The organism is Sinorhizobium fredii NGR234 (genome assembly GCF_000018545.1).
Classification (GTDB): domain Bacteria; phylum Pseudomonadota; class Alphaproteobacteria; order Rhizobiales; family Rhizobiaceae; genus Sinorhizobium; species Sinorhizobium fredii_A.
Genome location: NC_012587.1, coordinates 745721 through 761123, shown reverse-complemented (window position 1 = coordinate 761123; position 15403 = coordinate 745721). Strand labels below are relative to the sequence as shown.

The 15403-nt window shown below is 62.0% G+C and carries 14 protein-coding genes and 1 tRNA gene; 8 read left to right on the top strand and 7 right to left on the bottom strand.

Annotated features, from left to right (window positions below):
• The first annotated feature begins 1 nt into the window (after position 1).
• Both betB and betA read left to right on the top strand, forming a co-directional pair.
• A complete protein-coding gene (gene betB, locus NGR_RS14830) occupies positions 2-1465 on the top strand; it encodes a betaine-aldehyde dehydrogenase (RefSeq protein ID WP_012707278.1) in 1464 nt (487 codons plus the stop codon).
• Positions 1466-1719: 254 nt separating this feature from the next.
• Entirely contained in the window at positions 1720-3369 is a 1650-nt protein-coding gene (gene betA / locus NGR_RS14825; RefSeq protein ID WP_012707277.1) for a choline dehydrogenase, read from the top strand.
• A 158-nt stretch (positions 3370-3527) separates the two neighbouring features.
• Here the strand turns inward: betA and NGR_RS14820 are convergent, their stop codons facing one another.
• Entirely contained in the window at positions 3528-4013 is a 486-nt protein-coding gene (locus NGR_RS14820) for a DUF6644 family protein (protein ID WP_012707276.1), read from the bottom strand.
• Positions 4013-4399, bottom strand: a complete 387-nt coding sequence (locus NGR_RS14815; RefSeq protein ID WP_012707275.1) for a DUF6152 family protein — start codon at positions 4397-4399, stop codon at positions 4013-4015. Before NGR_RS14815 ends, NGR_RS14820 begins: the two co-directional genes overlap by 1 nt.
• A gap of 294 nt (positions 4400-4693) precedes the next feature.
• Here NGR_RS14815 and NGR_RS14810 point away from each other — a divergent pair, with 294 nt between their 5' ends.
• From NGR_RS14810 to cysN, 3 genes are read left to right on the top strand one after another with little or no spacing between them, the layout of a single operon-like run.
• Positions 4694-5449, top strand: a complete 756-nt coding sequence (locus tag NGR_RS14810; protein WP_012707274.1) for a phosphoadenylyl-sulfate reductase — start codon at positions 4694-4696, stop codon at positions 5447-5449.
• 45 nt (positions 5450-5494) lie between these two features.
• On the top strand, positions 5495-6448 hold the full coding sequence (gene cysD, locus NGR_RS14805; protein ID WP_012707273.1) for a sulfate adenylyltransferase subunit CysD: 954 nt from the start codon (positions 5495-5497) through the stop codon (positions 6446-6448).
• Positions 6448-7944, top strand: a complete 1497-nt coding sequence (gene cysN / locus NGR_RS14800; RefSeq protein WP_012707272.1) for a sulfate adenylyltransferase subunit CysN — start codon at positions 6448-6450, stop codon at positions 7942-7944. Before cysD ends, cysN begins: the two co-directional genes overlap by 1 nt.
• A gap of 207 nt (positions 7945-8151) precedes the next feature.
• Here the strand turns inward: cysN and NGR_RS14795 are convergent.
• A tRNA-Pro gene (locus tag NGR_RS14795) sits at positions 8152-8264 on the bottom strand.
• Positions 8265-8341: 77 nt separating this feature from the next.
• Here NGR_RS14795 and NGR_RS32330 point away from each other — a divergent pair.
• A complete protein-coding gene (locus NGR_RS32330; RefSeq protein WP_165447146.1) occupies positions 8342-8842 on the top strand; it encodes a hypothetical protein in 501 nt (166 codons plus the stop codon).
• A gap of 237 nt (positions 8843-9079) precedes the next feature.
• Positions 9080-9910 (top strand): hypothetical protein, encoded by an 831-nt coding sequence (locus tag NGR_RS32325; protein WP_165447145.1) that lies wholly within the window; start codon positions 9080-9082, stop codon positions 9908-9910.
• A 541-nt stretch (positions 9911-10451) separates the two neighbouring features.
• Here the strand turns inward: NGR_RS32325 and NGR_RS14780 are convergent.
• From NGR_RS14780 to NGR_RS14770, 3 genes are read right to left on the bottom strand one after another with little or no spacing between them, the layout of a single operon-like run.
• Positions 10452-10913, bottom strand: a complete 462-nt coding sequence (locus NGR_RS14780; RefSeq protein ID WP_164924220.1) for a hypothetical protein — start codon at positions 10911-10913, stop codon at positions 10452-10454.
• 2 nt (positions 10914-10915) lie between these two features.
• Positions 10916-11455, bottom strand: a complete 540-nt coding sequence (locus tag NGR_RS14775) for a metallophosphoesterase (RefSeq protein WP_012707268.1) — start codon at positions 11453-11455, stop codon at positions 10916-10918.
• A gap of 11 nt (positions 11456-11466) precedes the next feature.
• Positions 11467-13152: an AAA family ATPase gene (locus NGR_RS14770; RefSeq protein WP_240545191.1), complete on the bottom strand. Its 1686-nt coding sequence runs from the start codon at positions 13150-13152 to the stop codon at positions 11467-11469.
• 198 nt (positions 13153-13350) lie between these two features.
• On the opposite strand from NGR_RS14770, the gene NGR_RS14765 reads away from it, so the two are divergent.
• Positions 13351-13530 carry a hypothetical protein gene (locus tag NGR_RS14765; RefSeq protein ID WP_164924130.1) on the top strand — a complete coding sequence of 60 codons (180 nt, stop codon included), beginning with the start codon at positions 13351-13353 and terminating at the stop codon, positions 13528-13530.
• Positions 13531-13631: 101 nt separating this feature from the next.
• On the opposite strand, the gene NGR_RS14760 is transcribed toward NGR_RS14765, so the two are convergent.
• Positions 13632-15056, bottom strand: coding sequence for a hypothetical protein (locus NGR_RS14760; protein ID WP_164924218.1), 1425 nt, complete (start codon positions 15054-15056; stop codon positions 13632-13634).
• Positions 15057-15403 lie beyond the last annotated feature (347 nt).

Genomic DNA, 15403 nt, shown 5'->3' with positions numbered 1-15403 from the left:
GATGAAAGCCCAACCGAAAGCCTCGCACTTCATCGACGGCGAATATGTCGAGGACACCGCCGGCACGGTGATCGAGAGCATCTATCCGGCGACCGGCGAGGTGATCGCCCGGCTGCATGCGGCAACGCCTGATATCGTCGAGAAGGCGATTGCCGCCGCCAAGCGGGCCCAGCCGGAATGGGCGGCGATGAGCCCGACGGCGCGCGGCCGCATCCTGAAGCGCGCCGCCGAGATCATGCGCGAGCGCAATCGCGAGCTCTCCGAACTCGAGACGCTCGATACCGGCAAGCCGATCCAGGAGACCATCGTCGCCGACCCGACCTCGGGCGCCGACAGTTTCGAGTTCTTCGGCGGCATAGCGGCGGCGGCGCTGAACGGCGACTATATCCCGCTCGGCGGCGATTTCGCCTATACGAAGCGGGTGCCGCTCGGCGTCTGCGTCGGCATCGGCGCCTGGAACTATCCGCAGCAGATCGCCTGCTGGAAGGGCGCGCCGGCGCTCGCCGCCGGCAACTCCATGGTCTTCAAGCCGTCGGAGAACACGCCGCTCGGCGCCCTGAAGATCGCCGAGATCCTGATCGAGGCGGGTCTGCCCAAGGGTCTCTACAACGTCATCCAGGGCGACCGTTCGACCGGCCCCCTGCTCGTCAACCATCCTGATGTCGCCAAGGTGTCGCTGACCGGCTCGGTCCCGACCGGAAAGAAGGTGGCAGCAGCAGCAGCCGCGGAACTCAAGCACGTCACCATGGAGCTTGGCGGCAAGTCGCCGCTGATCGTCTTCGACGATGCCGATCTCGAAAGCGCCATCGGCGGTGCCATGCTCGGCAACTTCTATTCGACCGGCCAGGTCTGCTCGAACGGCACCCGCGTCTTCGTGCAGCGGAAGATCAAGGACGCCTTCCTGGCGCGCCTCAAGGAACGCACCGAGGCGATCGTCATCGGCGACCCGATGGACGAAGCGACGCAGCTCGGGCCGATGGTCTCGAAAGCCCAGCGCGACAAGGTCCTCTCCTATATCGAACAGGGCAAGGCGGAAGGCGCGCGGCTGGTCACCGGCGGCGGCATTCCGAACGCCGTCAACACCGAGGGCACCTACATCCAGCCGACCGTCTTCGCCGACGTCACCGACGAGATGACGATTGCGCGCGAGGAGATCTTCGGGCCGGTCATGTGCGTGCTCGACTTCGACGACGAGGCCGAGGTGGTCGCCCGCGCCAACGCCACGGAGTTCGGCCTTTCGGCCGGCGTCTTCACCGCCGACCTCACCCGCGCCCACCGGGTGGTCGACCAGCTCGAGGCAGGCACGCTATGGATCAACACCTATAACCTGGCGCCGGTCGAGATCCCCTTCGGCGGATCGAAGCAATCCGGTTTCGGGCGGGAAAATTCGGTCGCGGCGCTCAACCATTATACCGAGCTCAAGACCGTCTATGTCGGAATGGGCAAGGTAGAGGCGCCTTATTAAGGGAAAGCCCCTCCCCAACCCCTCCCCACAAGGGGGAGGGGCTAGAGCCGGGCAGCTTACGCCCCGTAAACAGCAACGTTGCCCTCGCGGCAACGCTGCTTGAGAGCGGCGGTCGCGGCAGGTTAAGCCCCTCCCCCTTGTGGGGAGGGGTTGGGGAGGGGAATGCCGCAGGTGAAACCCTTCCGGCCATACGGGCCACATTCCTCAAGGAGGAGGAATAGGGTGGCATTCTCCACACAAGAAAGACCACGCTTATGCAGGCAGACTACATCATCATCGGTTCCGGTTCGGCAGGCTCGGCGCTCGCCCATCGCCTGTCGGAGGACAGCAGGAACTCGGTCATCGTGCTGGAGTTCGGCGGCACCGACATCGGCCCGTTCATCCAGATGCCGGCAGCACTTGCCTGGCCGATGAGCATGAACCGCTACAATTGGGGCTATCTTTCCGAGCCGGAGCCGCACCTCAACAACCGGCGCATCACCGCGCCGCGCGGCAAGGTGATCGGCGGCTCCTCCTCGATCAACGGCATGGTCTATGTGCGCGGCCATGCGGAGGATTTCGACCGCTGGGAGCAGCTCGGCGCAAAGGGCTGGGCCTATGCCGACGTGCTTCCCTATTTCAAGCGGATGGAACATTCGCACGGCGGCGAGGACGGCTGGCGCGGCACCGATGGCCCCCTGCATGTCCAGCGTGGCCCGGTCAAGAACCCGCTCTTCCACGCTTTCGTCGAAGCGGGAAAACAGGCCGGCTTCGAGATGACCGACGATTACAACGGCTCCAAGCAGGAAGGCTTCGGCCTGATGGAGCAGACGACCTGGCGCGGCCGTCGCTGGTCGGCGGCTTCGGCCTATCTGAAGCCGGCGCTGAAGCGCCCTAATGTTCAGCTTATCCGCTGCTTCGCCCGCAAGATCGTCATCGAAAACGGCCGCGCCACCGGCGTCGAGATCGAGCGCGGCGGCCGCATCGAAGTGGTGAAGGCCAACCGCGAGGTGATCGTTTCGGCGTCCTCCTTCAATTCGCCGAAGCTCTTGATGCTCTCCGGCATCGGCCCGGCGGCGCACCTGAAGGACCTGGGGATCGACGTCAAAGTCGACCGTCCGGGCGTCGGCCAGAACCTGCAGGACCATATGGAATTCTATTTCCAGCAGATCAGCACCAAGCCGGTCTCGCTCTATTCCTGGCTGCCGTGGTTCTGGCAGGGCGTTGCGGGCGCCCAATGGCTGTTCTTCAAGTCCGGCCTCGGCATTTCCAACCAGTTCGAGGCCTGTGCCTTCCTGCGTTCGGCACCCGGCGTCAAGCAGCCCGACATCCAGTACCACTTCCTGCCGGTGGCGATCCGCTATGACGGCAAGGCGGCGGCGAACACGCACGGCTTCCAGGTGCATGTCGGCTACAACCTCTCGAAGTCGCGTGGCAGCGTGACGCTGCGCGCCTCCGACCCAAAGGCCGATCCGGTGATCCGCTTCAACTATATGAGTCATCCGGAGGATTGGGAGAAGTTCCGCCATTGCGTGCGCCTGACGCGCGAGATCTTCGGCCAGAAGGCCTTCGATCAATATCGCGGGCCGGAAATCCAGCCGGGCGAAAGGGTCCAGACGGACGAAGAGATCGACGCCTTCCTGCGCGAGCACCTGGAAAGCGCCTACCACCCCTGCGGCACCTGCAAGATGGGCTCGAAGGACGATCCGATGGCCGTCGTCGACCCGGAAACGCGGGTGATCGGCGTCGATGGCCTGCGCGTCGCCGACTCGTCGATCTTCCCGCATGTCACCTATGGCAATCTCAACGCCCCGTCGATCATGACCGGCGAGAAGGCCGCCGACCATATCCTCGGCAAGCAGCCGCTCGCCCGCTCCAATCAGGAGCCCTGGATCAACCCGCGCTGGGCGATCAGCGACCGGTAGATCACAAAGGAAGCAAGGCCCCTCCCCAGCCCCTCCCCACAAGGGGGAGGAGCTCCTTCGCCGCGCCCTGTCTTCCTTTCCTTCACCTCGAACTGCCTTACCAGATCGGACGGGAGGGGCGTCTTGAGGGGGCTGCTCCTCCTGTCGACCCTCATCCGCTACTCCAGTAGGAACCCGATCCACCTTCCAGCGACGACCGCGCCGGTCCAGATCACCAGCGAAACCCATGCGGAAAGGCGGACCCTCAAGGAGAGCGGTCCGCCCTGGACGGCGGCGCGCCATTGCGGCGTCAGCTGCAACAGGACCGCGTTGGCGACGCCGACGGCGAGCAGCGTCATCTTGGCCAGGAAGGCGGCATTGCCGGCATATTCAAGCGGATTGACGCTGAAGAGGCAGAAGCCGGTGGCGGCCGCCAGCGCCACGCCGACGGCGGCCGCGCGAGAGAGAAAGGGACCGATGACTTCGACCGGCACTTTGCCGAGGAGGCCGATCAGCCGCAGGTCCAGCGGCAGGATCGAGCCGATGATTATCCCGATCGACAGGATATGCGCAGCATTGACGAAGATGTAGAGGGTTGCCGAGCGCCGTATCGCCACCGCGAAGGGCAGCGCCCCGATCCCCTCGAGTAGATCCGCCCCCATCATCAGTTCGTCTGTATACGTTCCGGATAGATGTCATAGACCTTTCCGGCCACCGTGATCCGGACGGCCTTCATCCTTTTCTCGGCCCGGTCCAGCGAGCGGTTGCCGAGCGCGACGATCGGGTCGCCAACCTTTGCGACGCCCTCGACGAAGCCGGAGCGTTCCGTCAGCCGCGGATTGCCCAGTTCGACCAGCCAGAGGCCGTCATTCTTCGTTTCGACCCTGAGCGTCGGATGCGGCGGCGCCATCGAGATCTCGCGGATCGTGCCGGAGAGTTCGATCTGGTCGGCCTCCGCCCAGGACCAGCCGTGGTGAGCATAGGCGCCCGTCACCAGAAGCAATCCGAGGACGCTCCCAAGGACGGCGCGACTGGACAAGGACTGGATCATCTGCGTCTCCCTTCATTCTCCCGCATTGGTCAAGCACAAGCTGGAGCAGACGGCGCGAAAGGACAGGGCCTTCAACAATTCTTGAACGGCCGGCCAACCCATCGGCTCGGCCAGAGGAACGCATCTTCACGCCCTCGCGCCGCACAGAGATAATCTACTAATTTACTAGGTTTTCTTAGAACTTTATCGATCAGAGAGATATTTGCTCTGATCCTTGAGCAATAGAAATCCGTTTTTCTGTCCTTTGTCACAAACGGCTGCGATATTCCGTGCAAATTGCAACAGGATGCAGCCATGACGACGCAATCCCTCGAAGCCGAAGCCAAGGCCCTGAACGACAGGCTCGAAGGCCTCGACCTTGCCGGTCGGCTGGCGCTGGTTGCCGGTCTTGAAGGCCGGGCGGTCTTCACGACGTCGCTCGGCATCGAGGACCAGGTCATCACCGCCGCGCTCGGCAGCAATCGGCTCGACATCGAGGTCGCGACGCTGAAGACCGGCCGGCTCTTCAACGAAACGGTCGCCCTCATCGAGGCGACCGAGGAAGCCTACGACATTCTGATCAAGCGCTACTATCCCGAGAAGGCCGATATCGAAGACTACGTAGCCCAATACGGCATGAACGGCTTCTACGAGAGCGTCGAAGCCAGGCATGCCTGTTGCGGCGTGCGCAAGCTGAGGCCGCTTGCGCGCGCGCTCGAAGGAGCAAGCTACTGGATCACCGGCCTGCGCCGCGGCCAGTCCGGCAACCGTGCCGCGACGCCCTATGCCGAAGCCGACCTCGAGCGTGGTCTCATCAAGATCAACCCGCTGGCGGATTGGGACATCGACGTGATCCGCGCCCATGTCGCAGCGGAGGCCATTCCCGTCAACCCGCTGCATGGCCGCGGCTATCCGTCGATCGGCTGTGAGCCCTGCACACGCGCCATCAAGCCCGGCGAGCCGGAGCGTGCCGGGCGCTGGTGGTGGGAGAACGACGAGAAGCGCGAATGCGGCCTGCACGTTGCCGAAGCGGCTTCCTCCATTATTCCCAACGCCAGCAGCGCCGCCTGAGGGCACGCCGCAGCCAAGAGACAAGTATCCTCCCCGGAGTTCGAAATGCCCCACATCCATCCGGAAACGGAATTGCATAACCCGCAGAGCACGAAACCGCCGCTTGATCCGCATCTGAAGGCCCTCGAAAACGAAGCGATCCACATCTTCCGTGAGGTCGCCGCGGAGTTCGAGCGCCCGGTGATGCTCTATTCGATCGGCAAGGATTCGTCCGTGCTCCTGCACCTGGCGCGCAAGGCCTTCTATCCCGGCCGCATCCCCTTCCCGCTCCTGCATGTCGATACCGGCTGGAAATTCCGCGAGATGATCGCCTTCCGCGACGAAATGGTCGAGAAATACGATCTCGATCTCGTCGCCCATACCAATCCGCGCGGTGCCGCCGAAAACGTCACACCGTTTACGCACGGCTCGGCGCTCTATACCGACATCATGAAGACGGAAGCGCTGCGCCAGGCGCTCGACGCCGGCCAGTATGACGCCGCCTTCGGCGGCGCACGTCGCGACGAGGAAGCGAGTCGCGCCAAGGAGCGCATCTATTCCTTCCGCACGCCGGACCACCGCTGGGATCCGCGCAACCAGCGCCCGGAACTCTGGAACGTCTATAACGGCATGATCCGCAAGGGTGAAAGCGTGCGCGCTTTCCCGCTCTCCAACTGGACCGAAGTCGACATCTGGCGCTACATCCAGGCGGAAGAGATCCCGATCGTACCGCTCTACTTCGCCAAGAAGCGCCCGGTCGTCGAGCGCGACGGCATGATGATCCTTGCGGAGGACCCGCGCCTCGAACTGCTTCCCGGTGAAGTCAAGCGCGAGGAAGTCATCCGCTTCCGCACGCTCGGCTGCTTCCCGCTGACGGGGGCGATCCGCTCCAACGCGACGACGCTCGACGACATCATTTCCGAACTTGAAACCGCGACCGTCTCCGAACGCCAGGGCCGCGCCATCGACCGCGACCAGGCCGGCTCGATGGAAAAGAAAAAACGCGAAGGATATTTTTGATGACCGCACCGGCACTAGCGACCGCAGCCTTGGACGAAACCGCCGTCGCCCTCCCCGTGCAGGAGCCGGCGCGGGTGGCGCGCGATTCCCGCCCGCTTCGCCTCATCACCTGCGGCAGCGTCGATGACGGCAAGTCGACGCTGATCGGCCGGCTGCTCTGGGACACCAAGGCGGTCAAGGAAGACCAGGCCGCAAGCCTGCAGCGCGATTCCAAGGGCAAGCAGAACGATCTCGGCCTGCCCGACTTCGCGCTGCTGCTCGACGGCCTGCAGGCCGAGCGCGAACAGGGCATCACCATCGATGTCGCCTATCGCTACTTCTCGACCGACAAGCGCTCCTTCATCGTCGCCGACACCCCCGGCCACGAGCAGTATACGCGCAACATGGCGACCGGCGCCTCGACGGCCGATCTCGCCGTGCTGCTCGTCGACGCGCGCGTCGGCCTCCTGGAGCAGACCCGCCGGCACGCGACGATCGCGACGCTGATGGGCATCCGCCAGTTCGTGCTCGCGGTCAACAAGATCGACCTCACCGACTACGACCGCAGCCGCTTCGAGCAGATCTCGCACGAATTCAAGGAACTGGCGCTGTCGCTCGGCGTGCGCCAGGTGACCGCGATCCCGGTCTCGGCGCTGAAGGGCGAGAACGTCGTCTATGACGGCCGCGCTTCGATGCCCTGGTACGAGGGCCCGACGCTGGTCGAGGTGCTGGAACTCGCGACCACCCGCTCGGCGCAGACCGTCGGTTTCCGCCTGCCGGTGCAGCGCGTCTCGCGCCCGGGCGAAAGCTTCCGCGGCTATCAGGGCACGGTCGCCGGCGGTTCGGTGAAACCCGGCGATTCCGTCGTCATCCTGCCGTCCGGCATGGTCGCCAACGTCACCAAGATCGTCACCTTCGACCTGGTGCGCAACGCGGCGGTGGCCGGTGACGCGGTCACCCTCGTATTTGATCGCCAGGTGGACGTTTCGCGCGGCGACATGATCGTGGCGATCGACAGCCAGCCGATGACCGGGCTTGCCTTCGACGCGCAGCTCGTGGCGCTGCAGGCCGAAGGCATCCAGCCGGGCAAGCGCTACTGGCTGAAGTCCGGCAGCCGCCGCCAGCGCGTCCAGGTGCAGCCGATCAGCCAGCTCGACCTGCAATCCGGCAAGTGGAACCACGCCGACGAGCTGCCAATGAACGCCATCGGCAAGGTACACCTCGCCTTCGACGAGCAGGCGATCTTCGACGCCTACGAGCAGAACCGCACGACCGGCGCCTTCATCCTGATCGATCCGGACACCAATAACACGGTGGCCGGCGGCATGATCACCGCCAAGCGCGCGGCGCTCGGCGGCATCCATGCCGAGGACAGCCGCGTGATCCTGTCGCTGCCGGCGGATCTCGCCGACCAGCTGATGGCGACGGAAATCTTCTCGAGCCGCCGCGAAGACGCCGAAGTCCGCCGCGTCACCGCCGCCCAGGCGATCGAGATCATCGACACGATCGACGAGTAAGCGGAAAATCTGAAGACGTGAAAAGGGGCCAAGCGGCCCCTTTTTCATGCGCAGGCAGGTGGCTGAACTGGATCAGTTGAGGGCGGCAAGGCGTGACACGCGTCCGGAAGAGCGAGCACGCCCTCGACGAACTTCGCGTCGAGCGCAGTCGTCTTCGGCGGCACCAGAAGCCGCAATACAGTCAACTAAGTGATTGATTTAGCTGGTCGGAGTGGCAAGATTCGAACTTGCGACCCCCACGTCCCGAACGTGCAGATCATGCCGCCTGCCGTTTTGCGTCCATTGATTTCATTGATGAATTTCGATTTCCCTTCGACTCCTCTCCATTCTGTTCCGGTTTGTTTCTGTCAGTTTCTGTCAGGGCCTTCTGAGGTGCAAAGCGTCCCAGACCGGAACCGTGGCCAACGATATCGTCCTCGAACTCCGCCCCGGCGCGGGACTGCGTGAACGCCTGACCGATGGCGATCTGGTCGGTCTTGCGGACCTTCGCGTATCTGCGGACGAGGGTCTCAATGGACATCCCGAGATATCCGGCAATCGCCGCCAACGGCAGTTCAGCGCGGTAGACAAGCCACGTCGCCGCCGTGTGGCGGAGCGTATGAATCACGGCGTCGCTGTCGTCTCCGAGAACTTCCTTGAAAAGTTTCCGCATCGCTTTGGACGGATCGCCTGCATGTCCCTGGATGTCTTCGCATGGATAATCCATGCCAAGGTCTCGCCAACGCACGAAATGAGCTACGAGGCGCGCCGGGACTTCGATCTCCGGGGCGGCCTTGGTCGCGTGCGCCTGTTCGTCGTCGCCAAGACGGAAGAAGGTCCCTCGCCATCGCGTCCCTCCGTCCTGCGTCCTGACCTTTCTCAGCTTGACCCACGGTCGGTCTTTCTCATCGGCGAATGACACCCTCCAAACCTTTCCCTTGCGCGAACCGGTGTAGATGGCAATGAGCAGGAACCGAGCCATGTGTCGCCAGATATGGACTTCCTTCACGGGCTTCCCGTCGACGAAAGCCATTCCCTTCTTACGCCAGGCAGCGCGGATCAAGTCGGCCACCTGCTTGCGGGTGAAGACGGCCGACCGTGGCTTGTAGTTTTTCGGCGAAGGAACGGTCACCAGGTGCCGGATTAATTTCTTCCTGTGCGCGACACCGACAGCGGCGCGAAGATCGTCGAGATATCGGACGGCAGCCTGCGGATTGAACTTGCGTTCAACTGGTTCCATTCCCGGGTCATTCTCGGGCTTGTAGTCGCGGCGACGTTTCAGCTTGTCGTGTTTCGCCTGCGCTTTCGCAGCAGCGCGCTGGAATGCGAGTTCATCGAGGTAGTCGATGAACTCGGAGACGGAGTCGTCGTTGATCTCCTCGACGGACATCCCGCCGAAGAAGTCCAGCAGCACCGAGAGACGCGCTTCGACCTCGTGCTGCCGTGCTGGCGGGCCGTCATAGTCGAGCTGCCACTTGGTGATGCGCACGTCAATGTACTTCGAGATGATGTCGGCGACCAGTACGTCTCCGACATCCTGATTCCGAATCTTCAGACGGTCACCTGCGTGCTTCTCGGCGATGTACTTCGCCAGTTCGCGTTCGACACGGGTCTCGTGGTCATCGGCTTCTTTCCCGAAGCCGAGGCTGAACTTCGTCTCGCCGTCGCGAATGAAGTACTTCTTCTGCCCCTTATCGAACCACCAACGCGCGCCTTTGCTCGGCCTGCCCATGGATACCCCTCAGTGCTTTCTCTGTTTCCGAGCTTCGGCCAGCTTGGCTTTCGCCAGTTCGACGGCTGCCATGGCGCGCTCCCGCTCCCGGTGAGTCTTTCCTGCGACGATGGGGATAGACTGCGGCCGCGACGGCTTCCGTGGAGCTGCTTCGTCCTTGCTAGACAACCAGTCTCGGATGGCCGCCCTTGTGACCATCCACTTCCCATTCTTCTTCACGGCCGCCAACCCGCCCTTCTCGATCGCGCGGTATAGCGCGTCAATCGTGAACCCGGGGCCAGGAGTGCCACCATCGCGACGGAGTTCCCCTCCGAGTTCAGGGAGGCACACAGCGATAGAGAGCGGCAATGCGGCATCGTCTTCGGGGTCGTATTCCCGCTTACGAGACAGAGCGATGTCCACTTTGAGGAGGGCGGCATTATGCGCTTGTCTCTGTTCAGAGCGCAGGCGCTCCAACCCTGCTCCGGTCTCGAGGCTCCAACGCGCCCATTCCTCTTCCGAAGAGTCCACCGCGGGCGGCAATGGAAGGATACTTTTACTGCGGCTCAACTCGACCTCCACGTTGCGTTGACAGCTAATAGGCCGCGTCGAGCGCAAGTCTGTCAACAAGTATTTTCAACCTTTCCGCGTTCTGATCGAAATCACTAGAGACTGTTGCAATTGAGTTCTTTAATTATTTTTCTCAATGACTTACGTCTATTAAGTTTTGAAGTCTTTGATTTTCTCTTTATTAACGACCGAGTTCTTTAATTTCCGAACCACAACCATAACGCGTCCTCGAACAAGGTCTTGATTTCTACTGCTCCCCCGCCAACCAAGCCGCAACGAACGAATCGAAAGCGGGCCCGCTTTCGATGCCCAGGATGTCCATGCCTTCCTCACGCCGCAACTTGCCGTCATGTACCCAGCGGGCGATATCGCCCGGCCTGAATGCGACAGGCATTTCGTTGTCTCTGAGAATCCGATACAGATCGCCGTAGCTGCTCGCCCCGACGAGCCGCCGCGCGATCGTGCCGCTGACTTCAAACCTCTGCCACACATCCATAACCGGCACGCCGCTGCCGACGGCATCGCGGAGAGCGTCGATCATGATCCTGCGCTTCTCGTCGCGGTCGCGGGGCCAACGGCGCAGTCCAAATTCGTCGATGTCGAGAACCTGGCACTGTCGCCCGCACTCCCGCACGTAAGCAAGGGCGGCCGAGCGGATTTCGCCGGCTCTGCGGGTGCGTTGATCACGAACGAGATCGTCACCAGACAAAATCAAGGCTCCATATCCTTCGTCAGCTCAGCGAACGTGCGCGGCTGAAACAGGACATCGGGCATGTCTACGCCGACGTCCCGAGACCGCCCCTGCCCCGGCAGCTTTCCGTGGGAGTGTCCGTAGAAATGCACGGCACCATGCCCAGCGCACGGCCACGTACGGGCAGCGTAGTGCGACATGTAGACATCGCGGCCGCCATCCCGGGTGCGCAGCGCATGCTCCGGCCTTGCCGCCCAGTCGAGCCTCGCAAGCGTCGGGTGAAGGTCGCCGCGCTTGTCGACATCATGGTTGCCAATGATGAGGTGCTTGCGGCCCTTGAGGCGGAAGAACAGCGACCGGATGCGCTCGCTGTTGAGACCGAGGTGAAACGCAAAATCGCCGAGGTGATAGACAATGTCATCGTCCCGGACGACCGAGTTCCAACGGCTGACGATCGCTTCGTCGTGGTCCTCGATCGACGAGAACCGGCGATTGCAAATCGCGAGGATGCGTGGATGGCAGAAGTGCGTGTCTGCGACGTAGAACTTTTGCACGAACATCCGACACCCCCTCAAATCGACAGCGACAACTGCGGCTGCGCGTACGCCGCGATCGTCTCGTGAACGTCATCTCCATCCAACTCGCCGCGAAGGATCAGAACTTCGACGAGCTCATTGAATGCTCCGCGATGCTGCTCGAGGATGCCCCTAGCGCGCTCCGCCTGGTCACGCAGAACGTCTTCGACGCGCCGACGGAGAACGGGATCGAACTGACGCGCCTGCGCCAATGGCGCGGCATCACGATGTCCGTCGGACGCGAGCGTGTCTCCCATACCGAGTGATGCGATCACATAGGTTGCCGTTTCCGTCGCCTCAGCGAGGTCGCGCGAAACACCGTCGCCGTGGCTCCCGAACACGAGTTTCTCGGCTTCCATACCGCCGAGGATGTAAGCGATTCGGTCGGCAAACCACTGAAAGTCGCGCCGCCCCGTCGCCGGCCGAATGGCGGCAAAGCCTTCGACTTGGGAGCCTTGCGACTTGAGCTCGGGGTTGAATTCCTTCGAGATGGCGACGCCTTCCACTCGCGAGCCGAGCGCAGCAGCAACCACCGCATGGCCGACTTCGTGAGTAGCAATTTGGCGGATGTCGTCCCTCGAACGACGCTCGAGCCTGGGAAGCGTCCGGAGAACGTGCTTCAAGTTAACCGTCGTCGTCTCACGCCGTGCGATCCGTCGGGCGTCTCGGGCGCAGCGTTCCAGGTCCGCACCGGACATGCCGACGGTTCGCGACGCCAACACGCTCAGGTCCGGCAGCTCTACGCCGAGATGTTGCTTGAGGATCGCCACACGTGCTTCGGCATCCGGCAGCGGAATATCGACGTGCCGGTCCAGTCGCCCCGGGCGACGGAGCGCCATATCGATACCGCTCGGATCATTCGTCGCACCAACGACGATCACACCCTCGCGCTCGATTGCTCCGTCGAGGCACTCGAGGAGAGAATTGACGACGCCGCGCATCCATTCGTCAGACCGGGCGTGACCGATGGAGCCGCGCGAGACAAAATTGTCGACCTCGTCGACAAGGATCACACTCGGCGCATGCTCCCGAGCCTCGACGAACGCGGCGCGCATGGACCTGATAAGATCGCCTTGGTGCCCATCTCCATTGGCGATCCACGTAGAATAGCTGCCGATTACGAGATGGGCGTCGAGCGTCCTCGCAAGCGCGGCGGCGAAGGTGGTCTTACCGCATCCCGGAGGTCCCGAAAGCAAGACGCCATTGTCGACGTCTGCCCAGGTGATTTTACCTGCACGCCAGTCTTCGATGTCCTTCGCGAGTTCGAGGGCCCAGGTCTGCGCGTCGCCGTAGCCGTGCATTTCAGACACGGGGAGGACGTCGGGAACGATACGTTCCGACATCTTCTGACCCTTCTTGTCGTCCGATTTTTCAGCGAGTTCCTTAGCCTTCCGCTCCTCCTCGGCTGCCGCCGCCTGCTGGTGCAGCCGGTGGGTTTCAGCAATCGGGCGCGCAGCAGAAATGGCGATACGTCGGCGACGCCACGGCATCTCAGCCAGCAGGTTGGCCTCATTTGCCGTGATCTCGCGGCCGCATTGAGCCGCCGCGAGGATCACGAGATCGATGTCAAGCTCAGGGCGGATGACTGAGTCAGCAAGCGGAACCGACGGATGTTCGGCATCCGAACCGTCCGCGATGATGAGAGTGCACGCGGCATCGTCGATCCCGCTCTCGATGCCCATGTTGTGGCGCATGAGTGCTGCATCGACATCGTAGTCGGCTTCCGCAGGTTCCATCGGCTGAAACGGGAAGTCCATGATTTCGGACCTCGCATCTCCGTTCCGAGACTTCCGGATTTCTTGGACTGCGAGCGCTGCCGCATCTTGCCAGACGTTCGAAATCGACGTTGGAGGTACGACGATTACATGGATGCCAGCCGGATGAAAACCGAGGCTGTCGAGAATGCGGTCGATATGAAGCTTGGCGACGAGGCGCTCGAAGTCGATGCGAGCCATGAAGAACTCTCCTGCGGACATGCGAATAGGTTGATCCCCGGCTGGGGTTCAGGCAGCTATTCGGGATATCCGCAGTCTGTTCATGGTCGGCTCCAGTTCGATTGAACGCAACCATGCCGCGTGCATATAGCTATGTCAACGCGGCATCCGGGAATTCAGCTGCTCTAAATCGCCAATGCGATCGCAGGGTTAATGCGGTGCGATCGTCAGAAGTCGATCTCGTCGTCGTCCACTTCGGCGAACGTCTCCGGCGCCGGCGGCAGCGGATCGTCACCAACGACGGTACGGCGGTAGATGAGATCGTGCATATCGATCTTTGGCGCATTAACCGGGATTCTCACGGATGCCGTATGTTCCACGACCTCGGCGTCTCTCCACTTGCCAGACATGCCGAGCACTTCGAAGTCACGCTTATCTGTCCAATATTCCAGGACCTCGTCCGCCCCCACCTTGTCAATTAGGTCGATGAACTCGCGGCCGGTCATGCCGACGATGTGTTCGTCGGGGTACGACTTCGCACCGTGAAGATCGGCAGACCACAGGCCGAAAATCCGAAACGCCGGCGCGCCGATGGCCGTCTCCGCCTGACGGAAACGCGTCAAGGAAGGATAGAGCTTTCGCTTCTCCGCAGGCATCGCATCAACTTCTGCGGTCTGCTTCGTAGCCATCTCTGCCGCGATCCAAGCAGGCTTGACTTCGCGGAGCTTCTTCGCGGCGCTGCCAACTACGATCTGGAGCTTTCCATCCTCGAACGAGATAGCGATCGGAAACCGCCGACGGACGCCGCTGATGGCCGAGAGATCGTTGCAAACGAGTTGCAGGGTCTTGTCGAGAACGGATGCCTGCGTCTTCTCCGGCATTCCTACGAAGGCCCGGAACTCGCACTTCGTCATCGCCGGCACGTTTCGATAGATGCGGTGCTTGCCCGCTTGCAGGCAGAGCTTGAGATAGAGCGGGAACGTAAACTTTGACGCAAAGCGCGCCATCGCGTTCAGGTCGACCCAGGCGTAGTCGCGGCTTCCCATAACGGCCAGCTTCAAAGCCTCGGGAAGACGAAAGAACATCTCGTCGTGCCCACGCAGTGCGGCGAAATCGTCGGTGGCGTGCAGCAGCTTGATCATCTGCATGCGGATCGTACCGCGAGCACCGATTTGATTAAGGCGGAGCGTCATCACAGCCGTCGAAAGCCGAGCCAGCGCCTGCTTGGCGCGATGGAGGCTGTTGAGGCCGAGGTATTTCACGATGTCGCCCAGCTTGATCGAATGCGTGTCGCGCGAGATGCCCTGCTTCCGCGCCTCGGCGAACAATCGCCAGAAAGCGGCGATGTCGCCTGCTCGAAGATGGCTAGATTCAATCTGCATCGTCTGGATGACGATCCGGGGGATTTCGATACGCGGGGACGTTCTTTCATTATCGAAGACGGCTTCGGCCGAAAGATCGCCGCACCTGAGACCGCCGCGCTGATGACCGCGAATAATGTCGTCGCCGGTGGATTTCCAGACGTAGCCCTTCTCCGAGCCATCTTCGCGCTCGTGTACGAACACCGATCCCCGCTTACCGTACATCTTATGCCGACGCCTCTTGGGCGCGGCTTCCATTTCTTCGAGTGTCGTATGAACTGGCTGATGCACGATTTATGTCTCCCTGATGATGTAAAGTCTGCTTGTCGGCGGTACATCACACAAGAGGTTCAACGTTATTTTTTACCGACGGTGGACTTTTTCCATGCGCTGTCGAGGTTCTTCGACAAAAGGGACAAGTGGTATAATCTAAACCAATGATACGGTCTTCCTGGGCGCTGTATTTTGAAGAATTGGAGCCTTTGGATAGCGAATGTGAAACCAGGGTTCAGGATTGAATCCTGAGGTTTCATGGGCTCCGCCGTTGTTTAAAAGCGGGTCGCTTCGCTCTTTTTTATTTATTCAGCCCTTCGGCGGAGCCTGGTGCAAGCTGGAATGTCTGTGTCATCAGATCCGCG

What these genes read in the sequence shown, in the direction of transcription:
- betB (WP_012707278.1), top strand. Translation starts at nt 2, where the DNA reads ATGAAAGCCCAACCGAAAGCCTCGCACTTCATCGACGGCGAATATGTC.
- betA (WP_012707277.1), top strand. Translation starts at nt 1,720, where the DNA reads ATGCAGGCAGACTACATCATCATCGGTTCCGGTTCGGCAGGCTCGGCG.
- NGR_RS14820 (WP_012707276.1), bottom strand. Translation starts at nt 4,013, where the DNA reads ATGATGGGGGCGGATCTACTCGAGGGGATCGGGGCGCTGCCCTTCGCG.
- NGR_RS14815 (WP_012707275.1), bottom strand. Translation starts at nt 4,399, where the DNA reads ATGATCCAGTCCTTGTCCAGTCGCGCCGTCCTTGGGAGCGTCCTCGGA.
- NGR_RS14810 (WP_012707274.1), top strand. Translation starts at nt 4,694, where the DNA reads ATGACGACGCAATCCCTCGAAGCCGAAGCCAAGGCCCTGAACGACAGG.
- cysD (WP_012707273.1), top strand. Translation starts at nt 5,495, where the DNA reads ATGCCCCACATCCATCCGGAAACGGAATTGCATAACCCGCAGAGCACG.
- cysN (WP_012707272.1), top strand. Translation starts at nt 6,448, where the DNA reads ATGACCGCACCGGCACTAGCGACCGCAGCCTTGGACGAAACCGCCGTC.
- NGR_RS14775 (WP_012707268.1), bottom strand. Translation starts at nt 11,455, where the DNA reads ATGTTCGTGCAAAAGTTCTACGTCGCAGACACGCACTTCTGCCATCCA.
- NGR_RS14770 (WP_240545191.1), bottom strand. Translation starts at nt 13,152, where the DNA reads ATGGGCATCGAGAGCGGGATCGACGATGCCGCGTGCACTCTCATCATC.
- NGR_RS14765 (WP_164924130.1), top strand. Translation starts at nt 13,351, where the DNA reads ATGAAAACCGAGGCTGTCGAGAATGCGGTCGATATGAAGCTTGGCGAC.